The 18,245-nt window shown below is 61.1% G+C and carries 18 protein-coding genes; 10 read left to right on the forward strand and 8 right to left on the reverse strand.

Annotated elements, in window-relative coordinates:
• Nucleotides 1-146 precede the first annotated feature (146 nt).
• From NW852_RS06120 to NW852_RS06130, 3 genes are all read left to right on the forward strand, one after another.
• The gene (locus NW852_RS06120) at nucleotides 147-641 is read left to right on the forward strand and encodes an N-acetyltransferase family protein (RefSeq protein WP_414398644.1); all 495 of its coding nucleotides are present in this window, start codon (nucleotides 147-149) and stop codon (nucleotides 639-641) included.
• Nucleotides 642-721: 80 nt separating this feature from the next.
• Complete coding sequence (locus NW852_RS06125; RefSeq protein ID WP_414426555.1) at nucleotides 722-2,041, forward strand: competence/damage-inducible protein A; 1,320 nt, start codon at nucleotides 722-724, stop codon at nucleotides 2,039-2,041.
• Between the two features lie 33 nt (nucleotides 2,042-2,074).
• Nucleotides 2,075-4,195, forward strand: a complete 2,121-nt coding sequence (locus NW852_RS06130) for a M48 family metalloprotease (RefSeq protein WP_414372239.1) — start codon at nucleotides 2,075-2,077, stop codon at nucleotides 4,193-4,195.
• A 9-nt stretch (nucleotides 4,196-4,204) separates the two neighbouring features.
• On the opposite strand, the gene typA is transcribed toward NW852_RS06130, so the two are convergent.
• From typA to glpX, 4 genes are all read right to left on the reverse strand, one after another.
• On the reverse strand, nucleotides 4,205-6,022 hold the full coding sequence (gene typA, locus NW852_RS06135) for a translational GTPase TypA (protein ID WP_414363920.1): 1,818 nt from the start codon (nucleotides 6,020-6,022) through the stop codon (nucleotides 4,205-4,207).
• 188 nt (nucleotides 6,023-6,210) lie between these two features.
• Nucleotides 6,211-6,318, reverse strand: coding sequence for a photosystem II reaction center protein Ycf12/Psb30 (psb30, locus tag NW852_RS06140; protein WP_414363921.1), 108 nt, complete (start codon nucleotides 6,316-6,318; stop codon nucleotides 6,211-6,213).
• A gap of 104 nt (nucleotides 6,319-6,422) precedes the next feature.
• The gene (locus tag NW852_RS06145; protein WP_414372242.1) at nucleotides 6,423-7,718 is read right to left on the reverse strand and encodes a glutamyl-tRNA reductase; all 1,296 of its coding nucleotides are present in this window, start codon (nucleotides 7,716-7,718) and stop codon (nucleotides 6,423-6,425) included.
• 313 nt (nucleotides 7,719-8,031) lie between these two features.
• Nucleotides 8,032-9,075, reverse strand: a complete 1,044-nt coding sequence (gene glpX, locus NW852_RS06150; protein ID WP_011429446.1) for a class II fructose-bisphosphatase — start codon at nucleotides 9,073-9,075, stop codon at nucleotides 8,032-8,034.
• 249 nt (nucleotides 9,076-9,324) lie between these two features.
• On the opposite strand from glpX, the gene NW852_RS06155 reads away from it, so the two are divergent.
• Nucleotides 9,325-9,600 carry a DUF1830 domain-containing protein gene (locus NW852_RS06155; protein WP_414363923.1) on the forward strand — a complete coding sequence of 92 codons (276 nt, stop codon included), beginning with the start codon at nucleotides 9,325-9,327 and terminating at the stop codon, nucleotides 9,598-9,600.
• A gap of 1 nt (nucleotide 9,601) precedes the next feature.
• Here NW852_RS06155 and NW852_RS06160 read toward each other — a convergent pair whose 3' ends face one another.
• A complete protein-coding gene (locus tag NW852_RS06160) occupies nucleotides 9,602-9,856 on the reverse strand; it encodes a hypothetical protein (RefSeq protein WP_414426556.1) in 255 nt (84 codons plus the stop codon).
• Nucleotides 9,857-10,009: 153 nt separating this feature from the next.
• On the opposite strand from NW852_RS06160, the gene NW852_RS06165 reads away from it, so the two are divergent.
• Nucleotides 10,010-10,618 (forward strand): peroxiredoxin, encoded by a 609-nt coding sequence (locus NW852_RS06165; RefSeq protein ID WP_414363926.1) that lies wholly within the window; start codon nucleotides 10,010-10,012, stop codon nucleotides 10,616-10,618.
• A gap of 245 nt (nucleotides 10,619-10,863) precedes the next feature.
• Here NW852_RS06165 and NW852_RS06170 read toward each other — a convergent pair whose 3' ends face one another.
• Nucleotides 10,864-11,298 carry a photosystem I reaction center subunit II PsaD gene (locus NW852_RS06170; protein WP_414363927.1) on the reverse strand — a complete coding sequence of 145 codons (435 nt, stop codon included), beginning with the start codon at nucleotides 11,296-11,298 and terminating at the stop codon, nucleotides 10,864-10,866.
• A 222-nt stretch (nucleotides 11,299-11,520) separates the two neighbouring features.
• Here NW852_RS06170 and NW852_RS06175 point away from each other — a divergent pair, with 222 nt between their 5' ends.
• Nucleotides 11,521-12,429: an arginase family protein gene (locus tag NW852_RS06175; protein ID WP_414363928.1), complete on the forward strand. Its 909-nt coding sequence runs from the start codon at nucleotides 11,521-11,523 to the stop codon at nucleotides 12,427-12,429.
• 122 nt (nucleotides 12,430-12,551) lie between these two features.
• On the opposite strand, the gene NW852_RS06180 is transcribed toward NW852_RS06175, so the two are convergent.
• Nucleotides 12,552-13,067 (reverse strand): TIGR02652 family protein, encoded by a 516-nt coding sequence (locus tag NW852_RS06180; protein ID WP_414372246.1) that lies wholly within the window; start codon nucleotides 13,065-13,067, stop codon nucleotides 12,552-12,554.
• Between the two features lie 318 nt (nucleotides 13,068-13,385).
• Here NW852_RS06180 and rimP point away from each other — a divergent pair, with 318 nt between their 5' ends.
• The 3 genes from rimP to NW852_RS06195 all read left to right on the forward strand — a co-directional run bounded on the left by rimP (nucleotide 13,386) and on the right by NW852_RS06195 (nucleotide 16,089).
• Nucleotides 13,386-13,859, forward strand: coding sequence for a ribosome maturation factor RimP (gene rimP / locus NW852_RS06185; RefSeq protein ID WP_099812470.1), 474 nt, complete (start codon nucleotides 13,386-13,388; stop codon nucleotides 13,857-13,859).
• Nucleotides 13,860-14,018: 159 nt separating this feature from the next.
• Nucleotides 14,019-15,386, forward strand: a complete 1,368-nt coding sequence (gene nusA / locus NW852_RS06190) for a transcription termination factor NusA (protein ID WP_414363931.1) — start codon at nucleotides 14,019-14,021, stop codon at nucleotides 15,384-15,386.
• Nucleotides 15,387-15,441: 55 nt separating this feature from the next.
• Complete coding sequence (locus tag NW852_RS06195; RefSeq protein WP_414363932.1) at nucleotides 15,442-16,089, forward strand: flavin prenyltransferase UbiX; 648 nt, start codon at nucleotides 15,442-15,444, stop codon at nucleotides 16,087-16,089.
• A 122-nt stretch (nucleotides 16,090-16,211) separates the two neighbouring features.
• Here the strand turns inward: NW852_RS06195 and NW852_RS06200 are convergent, their stop codons facing one another.
• Nucleotides 16,212-17,315, reverse strand: a complete 1,104-nt coding sequence (locus NW852_RS06200) for an alpha/beta fold hydrolase (protein WP_414372248.1) — start codon at nucleotides 17,313-17,315, stop codon at nucleotides 16,212-16,214.
• Between the two features lie 193 nt (nucleotides 17,316-17,508).
• Here NW852_RS06200 and NW852_RS06205 point away from each other — a divergent pair, with 193 nt between their 5' ends.
• Nucleotides 17,509-18,138: a cobalt-precorrin-8X methylmutase gene (locus NW852_RS06205; protein WP_414335343.1), complete on the forward strand. Its 630-nt coding sequence runs from the start codon at nucleotides 17,509-17,511 to the stop codon at nucleotides 18,136-18,138.
• The last annotated feature ends 107 nt before the right edge of the window (nucleotides 18,139-18,245 follow it).

Genomic DNA, 18,245 nt, shown 5'->3' on the forward strand with positions numbered 1-18,245 from the left:
CCCTATCTGCCCTGTGCCGTGAACCCCTGGGCCCCTGTCGCTGCCCTCATTACGTCGCGCCTCCAACCGCTGGGGAAAAAGAATAAGCTGGAGTCTGTGCCCGTGCCGATGTTCCAGGAAAAGGGTGGGTGAAGCCGGGCAAAAGTATGGAAATTCGTCCTGCCACGCCTGAGGATGTGCCCGTTCTGTTTGATCTCATCTGCGCTTTGGCCGAGTACGAGCACCTGAGCCACCTGGTAACGGGATCCGCCGAGCTGCTGCAACAGCATCTGTTTGGCCCCGAAGCCTTTGCCTCGGCCTTGTTGGCAGAAGTGGGGGGGCAAGCGGTGGGGTTTGCCCTCTACTTTCGCAACTTTTCCACCTTCCTCACCCGACCGGGGATCTACCTGGAAGACTTGTTTGTGCTGCCGGGGTTTCGCGGCAGGGGCATTGGCAAGGCGCTCTTGGCGCGGGTGGCCCAGGAGGCAGTGGCCAAAGGATATGGGCGGCTGGAGTGGATGGTTTTGGACTGGAACCAGCCAGCAATTGAGTTCTACCGGCGCCTGGGTGCCAAGCCACATCCGGAGTGGATCCTGCACCGCGTGGTGGGTGCTGAGCTGGAAGCTTTGGCTCGGCTGGCCGAGGATCCCTACCCCTCTTGAGCAAGGGATCCCAGGGATCCCTGCGCGAAAGGGGAGCCTAGACCTCTATACTTAGCGGCTGAGCCGAGGTTGAGCCGAGCATGAGCCCAACGCAAACCGTCACTCCCCAAGGGGCTGAGATCCTCTGCATTGGTACAGAGTTGCTCTTGGGAGAGATCACCAACACCAACGCCCAATACCTGGCAGCCGAGTTGGCCAAGCTGGGGATCCCGCACTACTACCAAACGGTGGTGGGGGACAACGAAGCCCGCATCCACCATGCTTTGGAGGTGGCCTGCAACCGCTCCAGCCTGCTTTTAATTACAGGAGGGCTGGGGCCAACCCCGGATGATCTGACCCACGCGGCACTGGCCTCTTTTTTCGGTGTGGAGATGGTGGAGCACCCGCAGGTTTGGGAGGAGATTCTGCGAAAGTACGGCCAGCGAGGTATGGAGCCCTCGCCCAGTAACCGCAAGCAGGCCTTTTTGCCTCAGGGGGCAACCATCCTGCCCAACCCCCTGGGTAGCGCCTGCGGCCTCATTTGGCAGCCCCGCCCCAACCTGCACATCCTTACTTTTCCCGGCGTGCCGCAGGAGATGCAGCGCATGTGGCAGGAGACGGCTGTGCCCTATTTGCGCTCCCTGGGCTGGGGCAAGGAAGTGTTTTACAGCCGCGTGTTGCGCTACTGGGGCATTCCTGAATCGACCTTGGCCGAACGGGTGGGATCCCTGCTGGCGGGGGAAAATCCCACCGTGGCTCCCTACGCCAGCCAGGGGGAGGTGCGCCTGCGGGTTACCGGACGCGCCCCCACGCGTGAGGCGGCGGAAGCATTGATTGCCCCGGTGGTGGAGCAGATTTTACAGATTTCCGGGGAAGACTACTTCGGCAGCGACGAGGCCACCTTGGCCAGCGTGGTGGGGGAGTTGCTGCTGCAGCGGCGGCAAACCCTGGCGGTGGCGGAATCCTGCACCGGTGGCCTGCTGGGGCAGTTGGTAACCGGGATCCCGGGCAGCTCCCGCTATTTTGTTGGGGGGATCGTTGCCTACGACAACCGCATCAAGGAGCAGCTCTTGCGGGTGGATCCCGCGGCGCTGCAGCAGCAGGGGGCCGTGAGCGAGCCGGTGGCGGCCCAGATGGCGCTGGGGGCCAAGCAAGTCCTCGGCTCCGACTGGGCCTTGAGCATCACCGGCATTGCCGGGCCAGACGGGGGTACCCCCACCAAGCCGGTTGGCCTTGTGTATCTGGGCTTGGCCGACCCGGAGGGGAACGTGGAAGTCCACGAGTACCGCTTCGGCAGCTTGCGGGGCCGCGAGGGGGTGCGCTGGTGGAGCGCCCAGACGGCGCTGGATTGCCTGCGGCGGCGCTTGCTCCGCTACCCCCTTTCGGGGGATCCACCTCAGCAAGGCCAGATCCTTGAGTAAGCTGGGGGAGCAGAGAGATCTCGGAGCGGGCTGATGACCCCCGCGGAGGCGGGCAAAGAGGCGCTGCGGCAGGGCCGCTTTCAAGAGGCCATCCAACTGCTGGAGGCCTACTTGGCTCAATCTCGCCAGCAGGGCGGAGCAGCAGCGATCCCGACAGGCTCCTCCGACAGCCAGACCCTGGAGGCCCAGATGAACCTGGTGCGGGCCTACCATCTGGCGGGCGAGGCGGAGAAGGCGCGGGCGCTTTGTCTAGAACTGCTGCAGCATCCGGATCCCCAGGCGCGGGGCTGGGCCCAAAAAATCCTGCCCCGCCTGCCCCAAACGGTGGAAAAACCCGCTGCTTCCCCGCCCTCCCCAGAACCGGCTTCTGAGGCTCAGCCGCTCTCCAGCCGCCAACGGGCCGCTCAACTGGGCCTGAGGATCCCCCTGCCGGAGCGGGCCGGTTCTCTACGCTGGGCCAAGTGGGGATCCCTGGGGGTGGGCATCCTCTTCCTCTGGGGGTTGAGTTTTGTGCTGGTGGGCAGCCACCTGGATTTTGGGCGGCTGAGTTTTCCGCGGCAACTTTGGTTTTTGCAAGGGTTGCTGCCCTGGCTGCGCAATGGCCTGCGCTGGTTGGTAGCCGGAAGCCTGGCGGTCAACTTTGGCGTCGGCCTTCTCTTTTTTGCCCCCTGGCTGATGGATCACCTACACCGGCGGCTGCACAAGCTGCGCTGGGCCACCTTGGGGGAAATTGAGCGCCACAGTCCCGAGGCGGCCCGCCTGCTGCAGCGCCTCTGCACCCAAAAACAACTGAAACAACCCCGCCTGGGGGTGATCCCGGAAGGGGGGCCGCTGGCTTTTGTTTACGGCACTTTTCCTGATGGCGGCCGCATCGTGGTCACCCAGGCCCTGTTGCAGCAGCTTGCCCCGGACGAGATTGCCGCTGTCTATGCCCAGGCTCTGGGGCGGATCGTCAACGGCGATATCCTGATCCTGACTCTGCTGGGATCCCCCCTTCAACTGGTTTACTTGGCTCTGGAGCAGGTGAGCCAACTGGGGAACAAACGGCGGGATCTCATCGGCCATGTGGCCCCCCTGCTCTACCTAATCTACACAGTGCTTTCCTACCCGCTGTTTTTCCTCTCTCGCCTGGGCACCTCCCACGCCGATCACTTCGCGGTGGAGGCCACGGGCAACCCCAACGGGCTGGTGGCCGCTCTGCTCAAGTCGGCTGCCGGCCTGCAGGAGGCCCACAAAAACGACCGCCGCCCATCTTCGCTGCTGCACTGCGCCCGACTGTTCAGCTTCTTGGACTTCAAAACCACCGCCGCTGCCAGTGCCGCCGTCCGCCTGCGGGATCCCGCCCAAGCTGGCCAAGTCTTTCTCTGGGATCAGCTCAACCCCTGGGCCCGCTGGATGCAGGTCAACTCCAGCCATCCGTTGCCGGGGCACCGCTTCCAGGTTTTGGCGGAGTATGCGCAACGGCTGCGCCTGCTGCCGGAGTTGCGCCTGGGATCTGGATCCAAGTTGGATGGGGTCCGTCTGCAAAGCCGCTTCTGGCTGGATCTGGCCATCTACGCTGCCGAAGTGGTCGGGATCCTCGTCGGTTGGCTGGTGGGGCTGATCCTCTACCTGCTGCTGCAAGATCGCCTCGATCCCAAAGTCATTGCTGCGGTAGCGGTGGTGGGCTGTGGCCTAGGCCTGGGATCCAAGGCGGTGTTGATGTACCGCGGATCCCTGTCGCCCCAGACAACTGATGTACTCCACTTGCTGGCTGACCCCGAGGCGGATCCCTGCCGCAGTCAGCCAGTGGAGCTGGAAGGGGAGCTACTGGGCTTGGGACAAGCCGGCTATCAACTGGGGGCAGAGCTAAAGCTACAGGATGCCACCGGGCTGATCCCGCTGCGCTTTACCTCTCCCCTGGGGCCGGTGGGCAATGTCTTTTCCGGCCTAAAGCAGCTCCGTGCCCTCATGGGCCGGCGGGTCAAGGTGGTGGGCTGGTTCCGCCGCGGCAACACCGCCTGGGTGGATCTGGCCTATGTCCAGGCGGGATCCAAGCAGCTCCACAGCCGCCCCCGCCTGTGGCTGGCTTTGTTGGGCTTGGGAGTTGTCCTGCTGGGGATTTGGGGGGTCTTTTACTTTCCCAACCTGCGCTTCTACCTGCGACGGTGGTAGGGCCGACCGCTAGCGACGAGAAGCCGTCAACTGTGCCTTGCGCAAGCGCACCGACTTCGGCGTGATCTCCACCAGCTCGTCCTCACCGATGTATTCCAACGCTCGCTCCAGGTTCATCTCCACCGGCGCCTGCAAATGCACCAGCTCTTCCCCGCTGGCAGCCCGGTGGTTGGTCAGTTGCTTGGTTTTGCAGACGTTCAACTCCAAGTCCTGTGGACGGTTGTGCTCGCCCACGATCATGCCCTTGTAGACGCGGGTACCTGGCGTAATGAAGAACACCCCCCGATCTTCTGCATTTTTCAGGGCATAGGTGGTGGCCACCCCCTCTTCAAAGGCAATCAGCACGCCGTTGCGGCGGGTCTCAATCCCCGGCGTCAGGGGACGGTACTCCAAAAAGCTGTGGCTCATGATCCCCTCGCCGCGGGTGATGCGGACGAACTCGCTGCGGAAGCCGATCAGCCCTCGGGCCGGGATGACGAATTCCAACTGAGCCCGTCCGTCCGCGCCTACTATCATGTTCTGCATCTCCCCCCGCCGCTGCCCCAGCCGTTCAATGCAGGCGCCCACCGTCGATTCCGGCACATCCAGCACCAAACACTCATAGGGCTCGTAGGGCTGGCCGTTAACCTCGCGGAAGATCACCTTCGGCTGCCCCACCTGAAACTCGTAGCCCTCCCGCCGCATGGTCTCCAGCAAAATGCCCAGGTGCAGCTCGCCCCGCCCCGACACCAAAAAGCGATCGGGGGAATCTGTCTCTTCTACCCGCAGCGCTACGTTGGTTTCTAGCTCTCGCAGCAGGCGCTCCCGCAATTGCCGCGAAGTAACAAAGGTGCCCTCTTGGCCGGCAAAGGGAGAGTCGTTGACGCAGATCATCACCTGCAGCGTTGGCTCGTCCACCTTAATGAGCGGCAGGGCCTGCGGGTTTTCGGGAGAAGTGAGGGTGTGGCCGATGTTGGCCTCGGCAAACCCCGCCACGGCGACGATGTGGCCGGCAGTAGCCTCGGTGAGCTCGATGCGCTGCAGGCCCTGGAAGCCAAAGAGCTTGGTTACCTTGCCCTTGGCAATCGACCCATCTTCTTTGACCACCGCCAACTGATCCCCAAGGCGAATGGTGCCGTTGTGGATCTTGCCGATCACGATCCGGCCCAGGTATTCCGAGTACTCCAGCGTGGTGACCTGCAGTTGCAGCGGCTTGGCCGGATCCCCAATCGGCGGCGGGACATACTTGAGGATGGCTTCAAAGAGGGGCTTCATGTCCAGCGGGCCGCTGTACCTCCCTTCCAAAAAGGCTTTTAGGTCAGCTTCTTCCAGGGCAAAGCCCTGCAGACCCGAGGCAAATAGGTAAGGGAAATCACACTGGTCTTCGTCGGCTCCCAGCTCCAGAAAGAGATCCAGAACCTTGTCGACAACTTTGTAGGGCTCGGCGCGGGGACGGTCGATTTTGTTGACCACCACGAGCGGACGCAGGCCCTTTTCCAGCGCCTTGCGCAGCACAAAGCGGGTTTGCGGCATCGGGCCTTCGTTGGCGTCCACAACCAACAGACAGCCCTCCACCATGCCCAGCACCCGCTCTACCTCCCCGCCAAAGTCGGCGTGGCCGGGGGTATCGACGATGTTAATCAGGGTTTCGCCGTAGCGGACGGCTGTGTTTTTGGCCAGGATGGTGATGCCCCGCTCCCGCTCCAGCGTGTTGCAGTCCAGCACGCAGGCGGGAATGTCCTCTCCCTCCCGAAAGGTGCCCGCCTGGCGCAACAGGGCGTCCACAAGGGTGGTTTTGCCGTGGTCAACGTGGGCGATGATGGCGACGTTGCGGATGGGGAGTGACATAAAAAAAATCATCAACTCATAAAGTAGCGCCCTACAGGCGAGCTTGCCCTAGGGCTGCTTCTATAACTGTAGCGCAAAGAAGCGTTACATTAAGAGATAGGGAAGCAACAGAGCGAACTCCCCCACCAACGCCGACCGATCCTCCTCAGGGGATCCTGTCAACTGCGCCGGCAACCGGTCTAGGTCACCTACATATCCGCGCCGCGCAGGTAGAGCAGCAGGATAACCGCCGGCCCTGCCAGGACGATCAAGGCCAACAGCGCCAACTGCACGAACACTTCGTACTCTCCAAACATACCCCCAACTCCGAGAGCTTACGTTTTGGATCCTAAGGGCAGCCCTTCCCCTGAGATGAGAGAGCTGTTACAATTCTTTAATACCTGACACTGCCCAGGGATCCCTAGCGTTCCTGCTGCGCCTGAAACGGCAGGGGATCGAGGTTAAACAGCTCCTGCAGGATTTGCATAGCCCTGCGCCGCGCCTCGATGTCCCGTTTGGCCCGCAGTTGCACCATGGGGTCGTGCAGGATCTTGTTGACGATGCCGCGGGTGAGGGCGTCGATTACCTCCAGGTGCTTTTCGGCAAAGTCTTTGCCCAGGCGGGAGAGGGCTTTCTCCATTTCCTGCTCCCGGATAGACTCCACCTTGTGGCGCAGGCTGGAAATGGTGGGCACCGTCTCTAGGGAACGCCACCACTCCATAAACTGCTCTACCTCTTCTTCTATCAACGCTTCGGCATCCAGGGCCAGCTTTTGCCGCTGGGCGCGGTTTTCTTCCACGATGCGGGAGAGGTGATCCACGTTGAACACCTGTACCCCTCTTAGCTTTTCCACCTCGGGATCAATGTTGCGGGGCACCGAGATATCCACCAACAGCAGCGGCTGATTCGGCTGCAGCACCCCCGCCAGTTGCTCGTAGGTGAGGATCGGCTGGGTGGCGCCGGTGCTGGTGAAGACCAGGTTGGACTCGGCCACACTGCTCAACAGCGCCTCCCAGGGCAACACCTGGATCGGCTGCTCAAACTGTTTGGCCAGAGCTTCCGCCCGCTCCAAGGAGCGGTTGACCACCGTAATATCCACCGCCCCTTTGGCCAGGAGGTGCTGCACCAACAGGCGGGCCATTCTCCCCGCCCCCACCACGGTCACCTTGCCCTGGGAAAGGGATCCCTGCTCCTGCAACGCCAACTCCACCGCTGCCGAGCTGATGGACATGGCGCCGGTGCCGATCCCCGTCTCGGTGCGGACGCGCTTGCCGGCGGTGATGGCCGCCTTGAAGAGGCGGTTGAGGATGCGATCCATGCCGTTGCAGGCTTGACCCAGTTGCTGCGCTTTTTTCACTTGCGACAGGATCTGCCCCTCTCCCAACACCAAGCTCTCCAGCCCGGCGGCCACCCGCATCAGGTGCGTCACTGCATCCTGGTAGAGCAGCGTAAACAGGTGCGGGCGCAGTTGGGGCAGCGGGATCCCTTTTGCCTCCGCCAAAAACTGCATCGTCTGCCGGACACCACTTTCCATTTCTGGGGTGACGATGTAAACCTCCAGCCGGTTACAGGTGCTGAGGATCGCCGCTTCCTCAATGTGGGGGTGGGCACGGAGCTGCTGGATCCTCTCTCCCACTTCGGCCTCGGAAATGCTGAGGCGCTCCCGGATCTCCACAGGAGCTGTGCGATGGCTAAGACCGACAACCGCGATAAACATGCCTCTCCGTCGTTTGTGCAGCAACAGTTATTAAAAGCAAAATCTCTGAACAAAAGCAAATCCTCCCTTTTCGGGAAGGCTAAGCTGAGACCGGTGTCAAGGCAGTTCCTTGCCTCGGTTCCAGCAAGCTTAGGTAACTTTTCTCAGCCTACCTAAACCCTAAGACCAGTATCGAACCGGTTTCGCAGGATTTTGCTGAAGAGTTATTACGTTTTCTCGGGTTGCAACTTGATAGATTTTTTAACGTTCGACCAACGAGAAGGGCGACCTTCGCCAAGGGAAAGTCGCCCTCATCTCCCAGGCAGGGGATCCTTTAGCGCAGTTGCAGGCTGCGGGGCTGTTGGCCGTCTTTCATGTGGATGGTATCCACGAAGCGCACTGTGCGGGACTGGCTGGAGATCACCAAGGTCTCGGTGCGGGCCCCACCGCCGAAGAAGCGCACCCCGCGCATCAGGTCGCCATCGGTAATCCCGGTGGCGGCAAAGAGCACTTCCTTGCCGCTGGCCAGCTCTTCGCATTCCCACACCTTGTCGGGATCCTCAATGCCCTGTTCTTTCAGTTGCCGTCGTGTCTCTTCCACCGGTGGCAGGTAGGTGCCCGCCTGCACCACCTCGGGGTCGTAGATTAGACGCCCCTGGAAGTGGGCGCCCAAGCAGCGCAGCGCCGCTGCTGAGATCACCCCTTCAGGAGCCGCCCCGATTCCCATGAGAGCATGAATGCCGGTGCCGTTGAAGCCTGCCGAGAGGGCCGCCGAGATGTCGCCGTCGGTAATCAGCTTCACCCGCGCCCCTGCCTCCCGGATTTGGCGGATGAGATCGACGTGGCGCTTGCGATCCATCACCACTACCGTTAGATCTGAGACCTCCCGATCCAGGCTTTCGGCGATGATCTGCAGGTTTTTCTCAGGGGGATAGTCGAGATGTACCTTGCCCTTAGCCTGAGGAGGAGCCGCCAGCTTCTGCATGTAGATGTCCGGCGCGTGCAGCAGGCCGCCTTTCTCGGAGATGGCCAGCACCGCCATGGAGCCATTTTGGCCTTTGGCCACCAGGTTGGTCCCCTCGCAGGGATCCACGGCAATATCAATTTCCACCAGCTCTTCCACGCGGCAGAACTGCTCGGCGTCCGGACGGGTACAGATGCCCACCTCTTCCCCGATGTAGAGCATGGGGGCCTCATCGCGGGTTCCCTCCCCAATGACGATGCGGCCACGCATGGGGATCTGGTTCAGTTTCTCCCGCATGGCCTCGACGGCCACCTGATCGGCAGTCTTGTTGTCGCCTTTGCCCATCCAGCGGGCCGCGGCGATGGCAGCCTGCTCCACCACTTCGATGATCTCTAGCCCCAACTTGTTGTCCACGGCGTGCCCCCTTGGTACTGATGAAGGCCAACTTAAGGATATCTTCAGACTCTTCCCCTCAGTTTACCAGGCGGGCTTCTTCTCGGGATCCCCTTCCCTAAGCTTTCATAAGCTGAGAAAACAAATCGCCCAAAGTCAAGCAGAAAGAGCGATCCCCGTCTTGCTCGTTGGCTATTGTCGGCTGGGGATCAAGGGTGATAGCCTGTCTTAAAGCCAATAAGTTTTTCTTAAGGCGATTAAAAAAACGCAATGAAAAGATACGTTTTCGTCAACCGTTCTCAGCAGGTTCAGGTCATCCGAACAATTCCCGGCCACTGGGAGCGCACCCTCTTCCCCGGCCAGTATGCCATTTTCGAGGCAGAGCCGGACGACTACCTGGAGGTTTATAGCTGCTGCTGTTCTACCACCCTTTTGGAAGAGCGCCACCCCTGCCACTCGCTCTTGGATTCTTCGCTGCCGGAGGCCGAATCCCACTCCTGGCTGCCTCCCCACCTGGGCAGCTTGGCGGATGCGGTGAACGGCTAGATCAGCTTGGGGATCCCGGATCCTGAGGCCGATCCCCGATTCTGGGCAGCTTGGCAGAAGGAGCATCGGGGGGACGAGTCAGGCAACTGCCCCGTGCGGCGTCGCGGAAGGTGTCGATGCCTTCTATGCAATTTTGAAAGCCGCAATAGGGGCAATAGAGGCGATCCCCTGGCTGGGGCTCCACGTCCGCTTGGCTCCACCACCGCCGGCAGTGGTCACAACAGAAGTGGTAGAGGAACTCTAGCGCCACCCTCATGGCAAGCGACTCCCTGACCTGGCGGAGCCCAGCGACGAGAAAGAAAGGGGATCCCAGGGCTCCAGTCTGGCCGACTGGTAAGCCAAAGTCATTATGAGTATGGTATGTTAGGCTTGGTTTACATTTGTACTTTACCGTAAGGAGCGTCGACTGATGTCTCAGGAAGGATGTCTGCGGGTGGGGCAGCCCGCTCCCGATTTTTCGGCCACTGCCGTCTACGACATGGAATTCAAGACGGTCAGGCTCTCCGACTACAGGGGCAAGAAGTATGTGGTGCTGTTCTTCTACCCCCTGGACTTCACCTTCGTCTGCCCGACGGAGATCACAGCTTTCAGCGATCGCTACGACGAGTTTGCCAAGTTGGATACGGAGATCCTCGGCGTCTCGGTGGATAGCGAATACTCTCACCTGGCCTGGATTCAAACCGACCGCAAAGCCGGCGGGGTGGGCGAGCTGAGGTATCCGCTGGTCTCCGACCTCAAGAAAGAGATCAGCGCCGCCTACAATGTTCTGGATCCGGCGGCAGGTGTGGCTTTGCGCGGCCTGTTCATCATCGACAAAGAAGGGATCATCCAGCATGCCACCATCAACAACCTGGCCTTTGGCCGCAGCGTGGATGAAACCTTGCGCACCCTGCAGGCTATCCAGTACGTGCAAGCTCACCCCGATGAAGTTTGCCCGGCCAACTGGCAGCCCGGCCAGAGAACGATGAACCCCGACCCGGTGAAATCCAAGGAGTTCTTCGCGGCAATTGCCAAGTAGGCTTGCCCAGGGCCTGTCAGGGTGCAGGTACAGCTCCAGCTTTGCTGGAGCTTTTTTGGCCAAAGGCAGCCCGACAAAAGATCCGACTCTTCCCAACATGACCTTCCGCCTCCTCTCTTCCTCGGAGAGAGGGGCGGGGGGTGAGGGCTAACAGCGCTGAACCCTTTCAAACCGGTTGCCGGTGGAAAAGATCCCCTGAACTAGCCAGGGGATCCAACAAGGCAGAAAGACAAAGGTCGCCGGAATTAGTCCCAGGGCTTCCCGTTGGTGAATTTGTAGGTAACTGGCTCTTTGTTCTTGCCGATGTTGTGATCCACCTTGCCGATAGGCTGGCGGCCCTCATTGACCTTCTCGGGAAAGACACCATCCTTGGGATGCACCAGTTCTGGCTGTCCACCCGCCGGGATGCGGAAGATCTGGTAGTCCTTGATCTTGAACTCGGAGATCAACTGGGCGCCGAGAGCCAAGCACTGCTCTTTGCGGGCGAAGGTGAGATAGTTTTTGCCCTCCACCATCTCGGCAGCGCCGCCGGTGGGCATTTCAAACACTTGCCCCGGCTTGCCTGTCCAGGTGATCACGTATTTTTCCTCGGTTTCGGCTGCGCTCAACAGCCCTCCGGTGGATCCCCCGAATAGGGGCAACTTTGCCCCCTGACGGGGATCGCCTTCCATCACAGCCATAGCCTACCTTCTCGCTCGTTGTCGTTTGCGTTGTTAGGCCGCGCTTGGAGTTGCGGCGCGGAGCACTTTGAATCTACCATCGACCCGATTTTTGACCCCAGGCTAGGTCAGGAACTGTAATTTTTCGTAGCAGATCCAGCGCGGCCAGATCTCGGCCCATCCTGTGAGCCACCATAGAAGCAGTCCAGAGACCCCCCTATCTTCGGAACAGGAACGACGCCCATGGCCCAGTGGTCCCTCCATCCCAGTTCCCAGGCCAACGCCAGGGTGGTTCTCATTCCCACTGCCTTTGGCCCAGATACGCAGGCGCCAATGGCCATCCTCAACGCCGGTGCTGAGCTGTGTGCTTTTGAGCCGCGGTTGGGGATCAATGTGGACGAGATAGCAGTGGCGCAGTTGCCGGGGCTGGTGGATGAGCCGCCCTACGGCATGTGTGAGGCGGCGGTTATTCAGGCTTGGCGACGGCAACAGTGGCCGGTGCTGCTGCCCTCGGTGTTGGCTGCCAGTTGGGGGGCCATTCGTGCCCTTTGGAAGCACTACCTCGCCCTAAGTGTGGTGCATTGCAGTGCCCATGCCAACCTGATGCCGCCCGCGGAGATGACCCAGCCGGATCAAGATGTGGGCTACGGCAACGCCGCCTGGGTGGAGTTGCTCTACCAGCATAGGCTGCCGGTGGTGCATGTGGGGCTGCGCAGCGGCAGTGCCCGCGCCTACGCCTGGCTCAAAAAACACTCCAGCCCGATCTTCTGGGCCCAGGATGGCTGGGATCCGCAGCAGGTGGTGGAGGCTTTGCCGGAGCAGCCGGTGTTTTTGGTGGTGGACTGCAGTGTGCTGGATCCTTCTTTGGTACCGGCGGTGCACCACCCGGAACCGGGGGGGCTGAGTTGGTTTCAACTGTTGCAGACCTGTGAGGCTATCTTCGCCGCCCGCCCTGTGATCGGCCTTTCTTTGGGGGGAGTGGCGGTGGGATCCGCAACGCGGCCAACTGCCCGCGTGGTGGCCCGACTGCTGAATTGGCTGCTGGCCTGCTACGGCCTCTACTCCCTAAAGCTGCCCCCCAACCCCAATCTGCCCGGACGGCTTGAAGAAGGTCAGCAGAACCTTGGGGTTCCGCCTCAAAGAACTGTGTAGAGGCAGTTTGACAACGTCTTTATGAGCTTGTGGACTGCGTAAGAATCCCCCAACTTGAGCTGGGGAAGTGTCAACTACTGGGGTATAGCCTCCCCCCATCTAGAGGAGGGATCCCAGGAAGGCTAGTCACAGCACTGCAGCCGGGATTGCGGCTGTCGCATGGCCGGATCCAGCTCGCAGATCAGCTCGAAGTTGATCACTCGCCAGCGCTGCGGTGGTCCACCGGCTCCTTCAGGCAGCTGGGAGCTGAAACTAACCGGCAGGCCGTAGAGGCGGGGTGGGCCGGGGCGCCGGTGGGATCCCTGCTCCAGATAGGGGGTAAGCAAGGGGCGGTAGCGCTCAGCCACAATCACCTGCGTGGCCCGCATCCCCTGCATGCGCAGACGATCCAGCTCTTCGTGAATCTCGAAGCGGATCCCATCGGCATGGGTGTGCTGGCGGTACCAGCGGCCTTCCCAGAGGCGCCAACGCCGTCCTGATTGCAGGTGAACCAGCTCTTCTTGCTCGGGATCTGCCTCAAAGGCGCCGTGGCGATGGCAGAGGTAGGTGTCGGTCAGGGTAAGGGCCGCAATCGTCTGCCGACAGTGGGGGCATTGAATGCTGGGGCCAAAGATGGGATAGGAAAAAGCAACAGTCATAGGAAACCCCACAGAATGCGGCTGGGTGTCTGGGCAAATCCGCGGCTGTCCACATTATAGATGTGGCCTTTTGCAGATCTGGCTTACAGAGATCCCTCTGGCCAAATCCGACAAGATATTCTAAGATGACAGTTGAGGAAAAAGCCTGCCCAAAGCCCCCCGCAACGGCAGGTAGATTCCCAAGAATCTCCGCAATGACAACGGGGAGTGGGTAGCACCCACTTCTTTGCTTTTTTAGGGGAAAGATGCCCCCGCTGCCGACTCCAGCTTCGATGGGCTGGGATCTGGCCGTTACACCGAGTTGGCGATGAGTTGGCTATGGTTCACCCTCTTATCCCGCAGTTGGAGAGCTTGGCCCGTCCTTTGGCCGCTCGACTGGGGTACGAATTGGTACAGATGGTTTTTCACACCAACCAGTATCCGCCAGTGCTGCGGGTGGACATCCGTCCGCTGGATCCGGAGCAGGAAACCAGCCATGCCGATTGCGAAGCCATGAGCCAGGCCTTGGAAGTGGAGCTGGATCGGGTGGATCTGATCCCCGGCCATTATGTGCTGGAGGTCTCCAGCCCCGGCATCAGCAACCTCCTCATTAGCGACCGCGACTTTGTGGTTTTCAAAGGGTTTGCGGTGGAGGTGACGGTGGATCCCCCCTACAAGGGCAAAGCTGTCTGGTCAGGGCATCTGCTGGGTCGGGATGAGGAGAAAGTTGCCCTATCCCTCAAGGGGCGGCGCGTGCAGTTGCCCCGCGCTTCGGTGCAGCGGGTTGTCCTCTCAGAGGCGGAAACCGAGTAGAGGAATGGGGATAGAGAGGACGTTCGGCCGCGAAGTGGGTTGCCTTGTCTTCGCGTCGGAGCTACCTGCTGTGCGACGATGCATTTCCCGTCAGGATTGCGGAGCAACCGTGATAGCAGTTTCATCCCAGCTTAAGTTGCATTAGGAGGACAACAGCTTATGTCGATGGTGCCTCTGCCCGGTTTGGCAGAAATGGTGGAGATGATTTCGCGGGAGCGCAACTTGCCCCGCCATGTGGTCACTAATGCCTTGCGGGAGGCGCTGCTCAAGGGCTACGAACGCTACCGCAAAACCATTCAGCGAGATGTTGTCTTTGAAGAAGACCACTTCCGCAACTTCGATGTGGAGTTGGATGTGGAGGCAGGGGGCTTTCGCATTTTGGCCACTAAAACCATTGTCGAGGAGGTACGGGATCCAGATCACGAAATCTCTCTGTACGACGTGCAGCAGGACTACCCGGAAGCCGAAGTCGGCTGGGAAGTCACCAATGACGTCACTCCCCAACAGGCGGAATTTGGCCGCATGGCGGCCATCCAAACCAAGCAGGTGCTGGCCCAGAAGTTGCGTGACCAGCAGCGCCGCCTGATTCAAGAAGAGTTCCGCGACCTGGAAAACACCGTGTTGCAGGCACGGGTGCTGCGCACGGAACGACAGACGGTGATCATGGCGGTATCCAGCGGTTTTGGGCGGCCCGAGGTGGAAGCCGAGCTACCCAAGAAGGAGCAGTTGGCCAGTGACCGCTATGTCCCTAACGCCGTGATGAAGGTCTATCTCAAAAAGGTCTATGAGGGATCCCGGCGGGGGCCGCAGCTTTTGGTTTCCCGGGCTGATGCCGGCTTGGTGGTGAACCTGTTTGCCAACGAGGTACCGGAGATCGAAGAGGATATTGTGCGCATCGTGGCAGTGGCGAGGGAGGCCAACCCACCTTCCCGCAACGTGGGGCCGCGCACCAAGATTGCCGTCGATACGGTGGAGCGAGACGTGGATCCGGTAGGGGCCTGTATCGGGGCGAGGGGATCCCGCATTCAGGCGGTGGTGGCGGAGCTGCGCAACGAGAAAATTGACGTTATCCGTTGGTCACCGGATCCCGCCACCTACATTGCCAACGCCCTCAGCCCGGCTAAGGTGGTGGAGGTGCGGCTGGTGGATCCGGAGATCCAACAGGCCCACGTGCTGGTGACCAGCGACCAGCTCAGCCTGGCCATCGGGAAAGAGGGGCAAAATGTGCGCCTGGCCGCCCGTCTCACTGGCTGGAAAATCGACATCAAGGAAGTGGAGAGCTACCGGGCAGCGCTGGAGGAGGCGCAAGCGCAGGGGCTGCCCTATCCCTTCATCACGCCAGCGGCTTTGGAGCGCTTCAGGAGGCGGGAAGAGCGAGCCGCTTTGGGGCTGGACGAGGAGTACCCAGAGAAGCTCCGCCTAGAGGAGGAGCTGGCAGAGGACGATAGGCTGGAGGAAGACTGGGTCGAGGAAGACGAGGACTTCGACTACGACGCCGAGTTCGACATCGCCCAGCCCAAGGCCTAGAGCCGAGGGGCCTCGGCAGTCGGTAAACTGAGGTAAAGACCCTTCCCGCCTGCCCTTGAACTCCTCCCAGCCGATCATCCTTGGTATATCGGGCGCCTCCGGGATGCTCTATGCCGTGCGTGCCTTGCACGTTCTGCTCAGCCTGGATTACCGCGTCGAGGTGGTGGCCTCCAAAGCAGCCTATCAGGTGTGGCAAGGGGAGCAAGGGGTGCCGTTGCCAGCGGATCCCCAGCGGCAGGCCCAATTTTGGCGGCAGCAGGCCGAAAGTGAGGGCGGATCCCTGGTCTGCCACCGCTGGCAAGATGTGGGGGCAACCATCGCCAGCGGCTCCTACCGCACGCAGGGGATGTTGGTGATCCCATGCAGCATGGGCACAGTAGCCAAGTTGGCAGCGGGGCTAAGCTCTGACCTGCTGGAGCGGGCGGCTGACGTGCAGCTCAAAGAAGGCCGCCGCCTGGTCATCGTGCCGCGGGAAACCCCCTTTAGTCTCATTCACCTGCGCAACCTGACCACCCTGGCGGAGGCGGGAGCGCGCATCGTGCCGGCCATTCCAGCCTGGTACCACCAGCCGCGTACGCTCTTGGACTTGGTGGACTTTGTGGTGGTGAAGGCCCTGGATCAGTTTGGCATCGACAGCGACCTCATCCAGCGCTGGCAGGGGATGCGTCAGCGTCAGATCCTCAAGCTGCCCCCAGAGGACTAAAGGGATCCCTTGGCCCTAACCCCTTTCCCACCGGGAGAGGGAGGTTCCCACCTGGCGCGATCATAAGGTTTCACTGATAGCAGGGAGGACACTGCTGAACCTTGGCAGGGCAACTGGCTGGACTAGTCAGCCGCGGGATCCCTGCGAAGGTGGGTGGACAAGTCGGGGCAAGTCTCCAGGCTCGCTGCCCACTCGCTGATGAGGGTGTTGACCCAGTGGGGCAGCTCGTCGTGAGCACAGTGGCCTACCCCTGGCAGCTTCACCAACGTAAGAGCCGGCTGCCAGCGCTTGAATTGGTCTGCCAAAAAGCTGGGCACCGCCGGATCTTCTTGGCCCCAGAGGAGCAAAATCGGCATTTTGAGGGTGGGCAACAGGCGCTTGGGGCTGTCGAAGCGACGGCAGAGGATGGCTCTCAGGCTATCCAAAAACACGTGGGCTGCCCCCGGCTCAAAGGCAGGCCTCTGGAAGATCTGCACCAGCTCGTCGTCCACCTGCTCGTCTCGCTTGTAGACGTTTTTGATCCAAGCCCGCAGCACCTCGGTTTGTCGCAGCCAGTTAAACAAATGGGGATAGGTGAGCGGGCAACCCAAAACAGCCAGGATCCCTTCGCAGAGGGCTTGAACCAGGGCATCCCAGGGAGAGGGCAATTCTTCCGGGTGGGGCCCATCGGCACAACTGATTAAGCACAGGCCCTTCACCATCTGAGGATAACGGGCAGCCGCGATCACCCCCACCAACCCGCCGATGGAGTGGCCCACCAGGATGCTGGGCTGTTGGATGTGGGCATACCAAAACTCGTACACCTGCTCCACCCACAGATCGACGCTGTAGGCGATCTCCGGCTTGGCGCTTTTCCCAAATCCCAGCAAGTCAAGGGCATAGACGGGGCGCTGGGATCCCAAGGGAACAATGTTATGGCGCCAATGGCCCACCGAGGCTCCCAAGCCATGGATCAAGATGGCCGGAGCCGTCGTCAAGTTCACCTGGCCCTTGGAGGTTTGGGCGCGACTGGGGGTGTAGGTGAAATGGATAGACCAGCCACGCCAGAGCCAGGTTTGGGAATGGCCATAGCGAGGGAGCACGGCAAGGGGATCCCTGTTGCCGACCGAAGAGGGGGGCGGCGCGAGGGGAGGGGAGCTTGCCCCGCCGACAGCAGCAGAGGGAGAAGAGTTGGGTTCAGGCAAGGGAGGAGCGTGTGACAACAACAGGCCCATCTCCACCAGCATAGACCGAACTTAGGGGCTGCTTCGGGGCGTCTAGAGTGGAACTAAAGGGGCGTCTCTCTCAGGTAACCCTTTTGAGCACAGCTTTTCTGGACGTTCTGCACGACTTTCCCCGAACAAGACTGCTCGCGTCAGCAGGACGTAGAAACCACCCTAGCCGAACCATGGCTCCACCTGCGGATCCACGATGGCTGAGATGATGGATGAGACAGCTTGGATAGACCCTATTACGGCGGCCAGCTTTCGCCAGATTGACCAAGAGATCGGCCCCCACCCGTGGCAAGGGATCCCCTACGAGATCGTGCGCCGCGCCATCCACGCCACTGCCGATTTTGAGCTGCGGGATCGCTTTGTGTTTAGCCCCACGGCGGTCGAGGTGGGGCTGGCGGCCCTGCGGCAGCAAAGGCCCGTGGTGGTGGATGTGAGGATGGTGGCTGCCGGGATCCAAGCTGGCCTTGAGGCGCAGGGGATCCCGCTCTATTGCGCTTTGGACTGGGTGGAAGACCCCCCCGCGGCAGGGCAAACCCGCACTGCCCAGGGGATGATCCAGGTGGCCCGCCGCTACCCGGAAGCCATCTTTGTTGTCGGCAATGCGCCCACGGCGCTGCTGGCGCTGGTGGAAGAGATTCGGGCAGAGCGGATCCGGCCCAGCCTGGTGATCGGGGTGCCGGTGGGCTTTGTGGCCGTGGAGGAGGCCAAACAGGCATTGGCACAAACCGATGTCCCCCAGATTCGGGTGGAGGGCCGCAAAGGCGGATCCCCGGTGGCCGCTGCCATCGTCAATGCTCTACTGCTGGCCGCCCGCCGGGATCCCATTCCCAACTGACTAGAATTGGAACGACATCTTCAGGCCTTTCCCATGACCCCCGAACAAGAGGAGTGGCTGATCCGCAACCTTCAGCTCCAACAAGAAGAGCTTCAAGAGCTGCGGGC

It is taken from the genome of Synechococcus sp. H60.1, from assembly GCF_047462335.1.
Lineage (GTDB): Bacteria > Cyanobacteriota > Cyanobacteriia > Thermostichales > Thermostichaceae > Thermostichus.

Bases quoted from the DNA above. Each gene is read 5' to 3' on its own strand.
- NW852_RS06120 (WP_414398644.1), top strand. From the start codon at position 147: ATGGAAATTCGTCCTGCCACGCCTGAGGATGTGCCCGTTCTGTTTGAT.
- NW852_RS06125 (WP_414426555.1), top strand. From the start codon at position 722: ATGAGCCCAACGCAAACCGTCACTCCCCAAGGGGCTGAGATCCTCTGC.
- NW852_RS06130 (WP_414372239.1), top strand. From the start codon at position 2,075: ATGACCCCCGCGGAGGCGGGCAAAGAGGCGCTGCGGCAGGGCCGCTTT.
- typA (WP_414363920.1), bottom strand. From the start codon at position 6,022: ATGTCACTCCCCATCCGCAACGTCGCCATCATCGCCCACGTTGACCAC.
- psb30 (WP_414363921.1), bottom strand. From the start codon at position 6,318: ATGTTTGGAGAGTACGAAGTGTTCGTGCAGTTGGCGCTGTTGGCCTTG.
- NW852_RS06145 (WP_414372242.1), bottom strand. From the start codon at position 7,718: ATGTTTATCGCGGTTGTCGGTCTTAGCCATCGCACAGCTCCTGTGGAG.
- NW852_RS06155 (WP_414363923.1), top strand. From the start codon at position 9,325: ATGAAAAGATACGTTTTCGTCAACCGTTCTCAGCAGGTTCAGGTCATC.
- NW852_RS06160 (WP_414426556.1), bottom strand. From the start codon at position 9,856: ATGAGGGTGGCGCTAGAGTTCCTCTACCACTTCTGTTGTGACCACTGC.
- NW852_RS06165 (WP_414363926.1), top strand. From the start codon at position 10,010: ATGTCTCAGGAAGGATGTCTGCGGGTGGGGCAGCCCGCTCCCGATTTT.
- NW852_RS06170 (WP_414363927.1), bottom strand. From the start codon at position 11,298: ATGGCTGTGATGGAAGGCGATCCCCGTCAGGGGGCAAAGTTGCCCCTA.
- NW852_RS06175 (WP_414363928.1), top strand. From the start codon at position 11,521: ATGGCCCAGTGGTCCCTCCATCCCAGTTCCCAGGCCAACGCCAGGGTG.
- NW852_RS06180 (WP_414372246.1), bottom strand. From the start codon at position 13,067: ATGACTGTTGCTTTTTCCTATCCCATCTTTGGCCCCAGCATTCAATGC.
- rimP (WP_099812470.1), top strand. From the start codon at position 13,386: ATGGTTCACCCTCTTATCCCGCAGTTGGAGAGCTTGGCCCGTCCTTTG.
- nusA (WP_414363931.1), top strand. From the start codon at position 14,019: ATGTCGATGGTGCCTCTGCCCGGTTTGGCAGAAATGGTGGAGATGATT.
- NW852_RS06200 (WP_414372248.1), bottom strand. From the start codon at position 17,315: ATGCTGGTGGAGATGGGCCTGTTGTTGTCACACGCTCCTCCCTTGCCT.
- NW852_RS06205 (WP_414335343.1), top strand. From the start codon at position 17,509: ATGATGGATGAGACAGCTTGGATAGACCCTATTACGGCGGCCAGCTTT.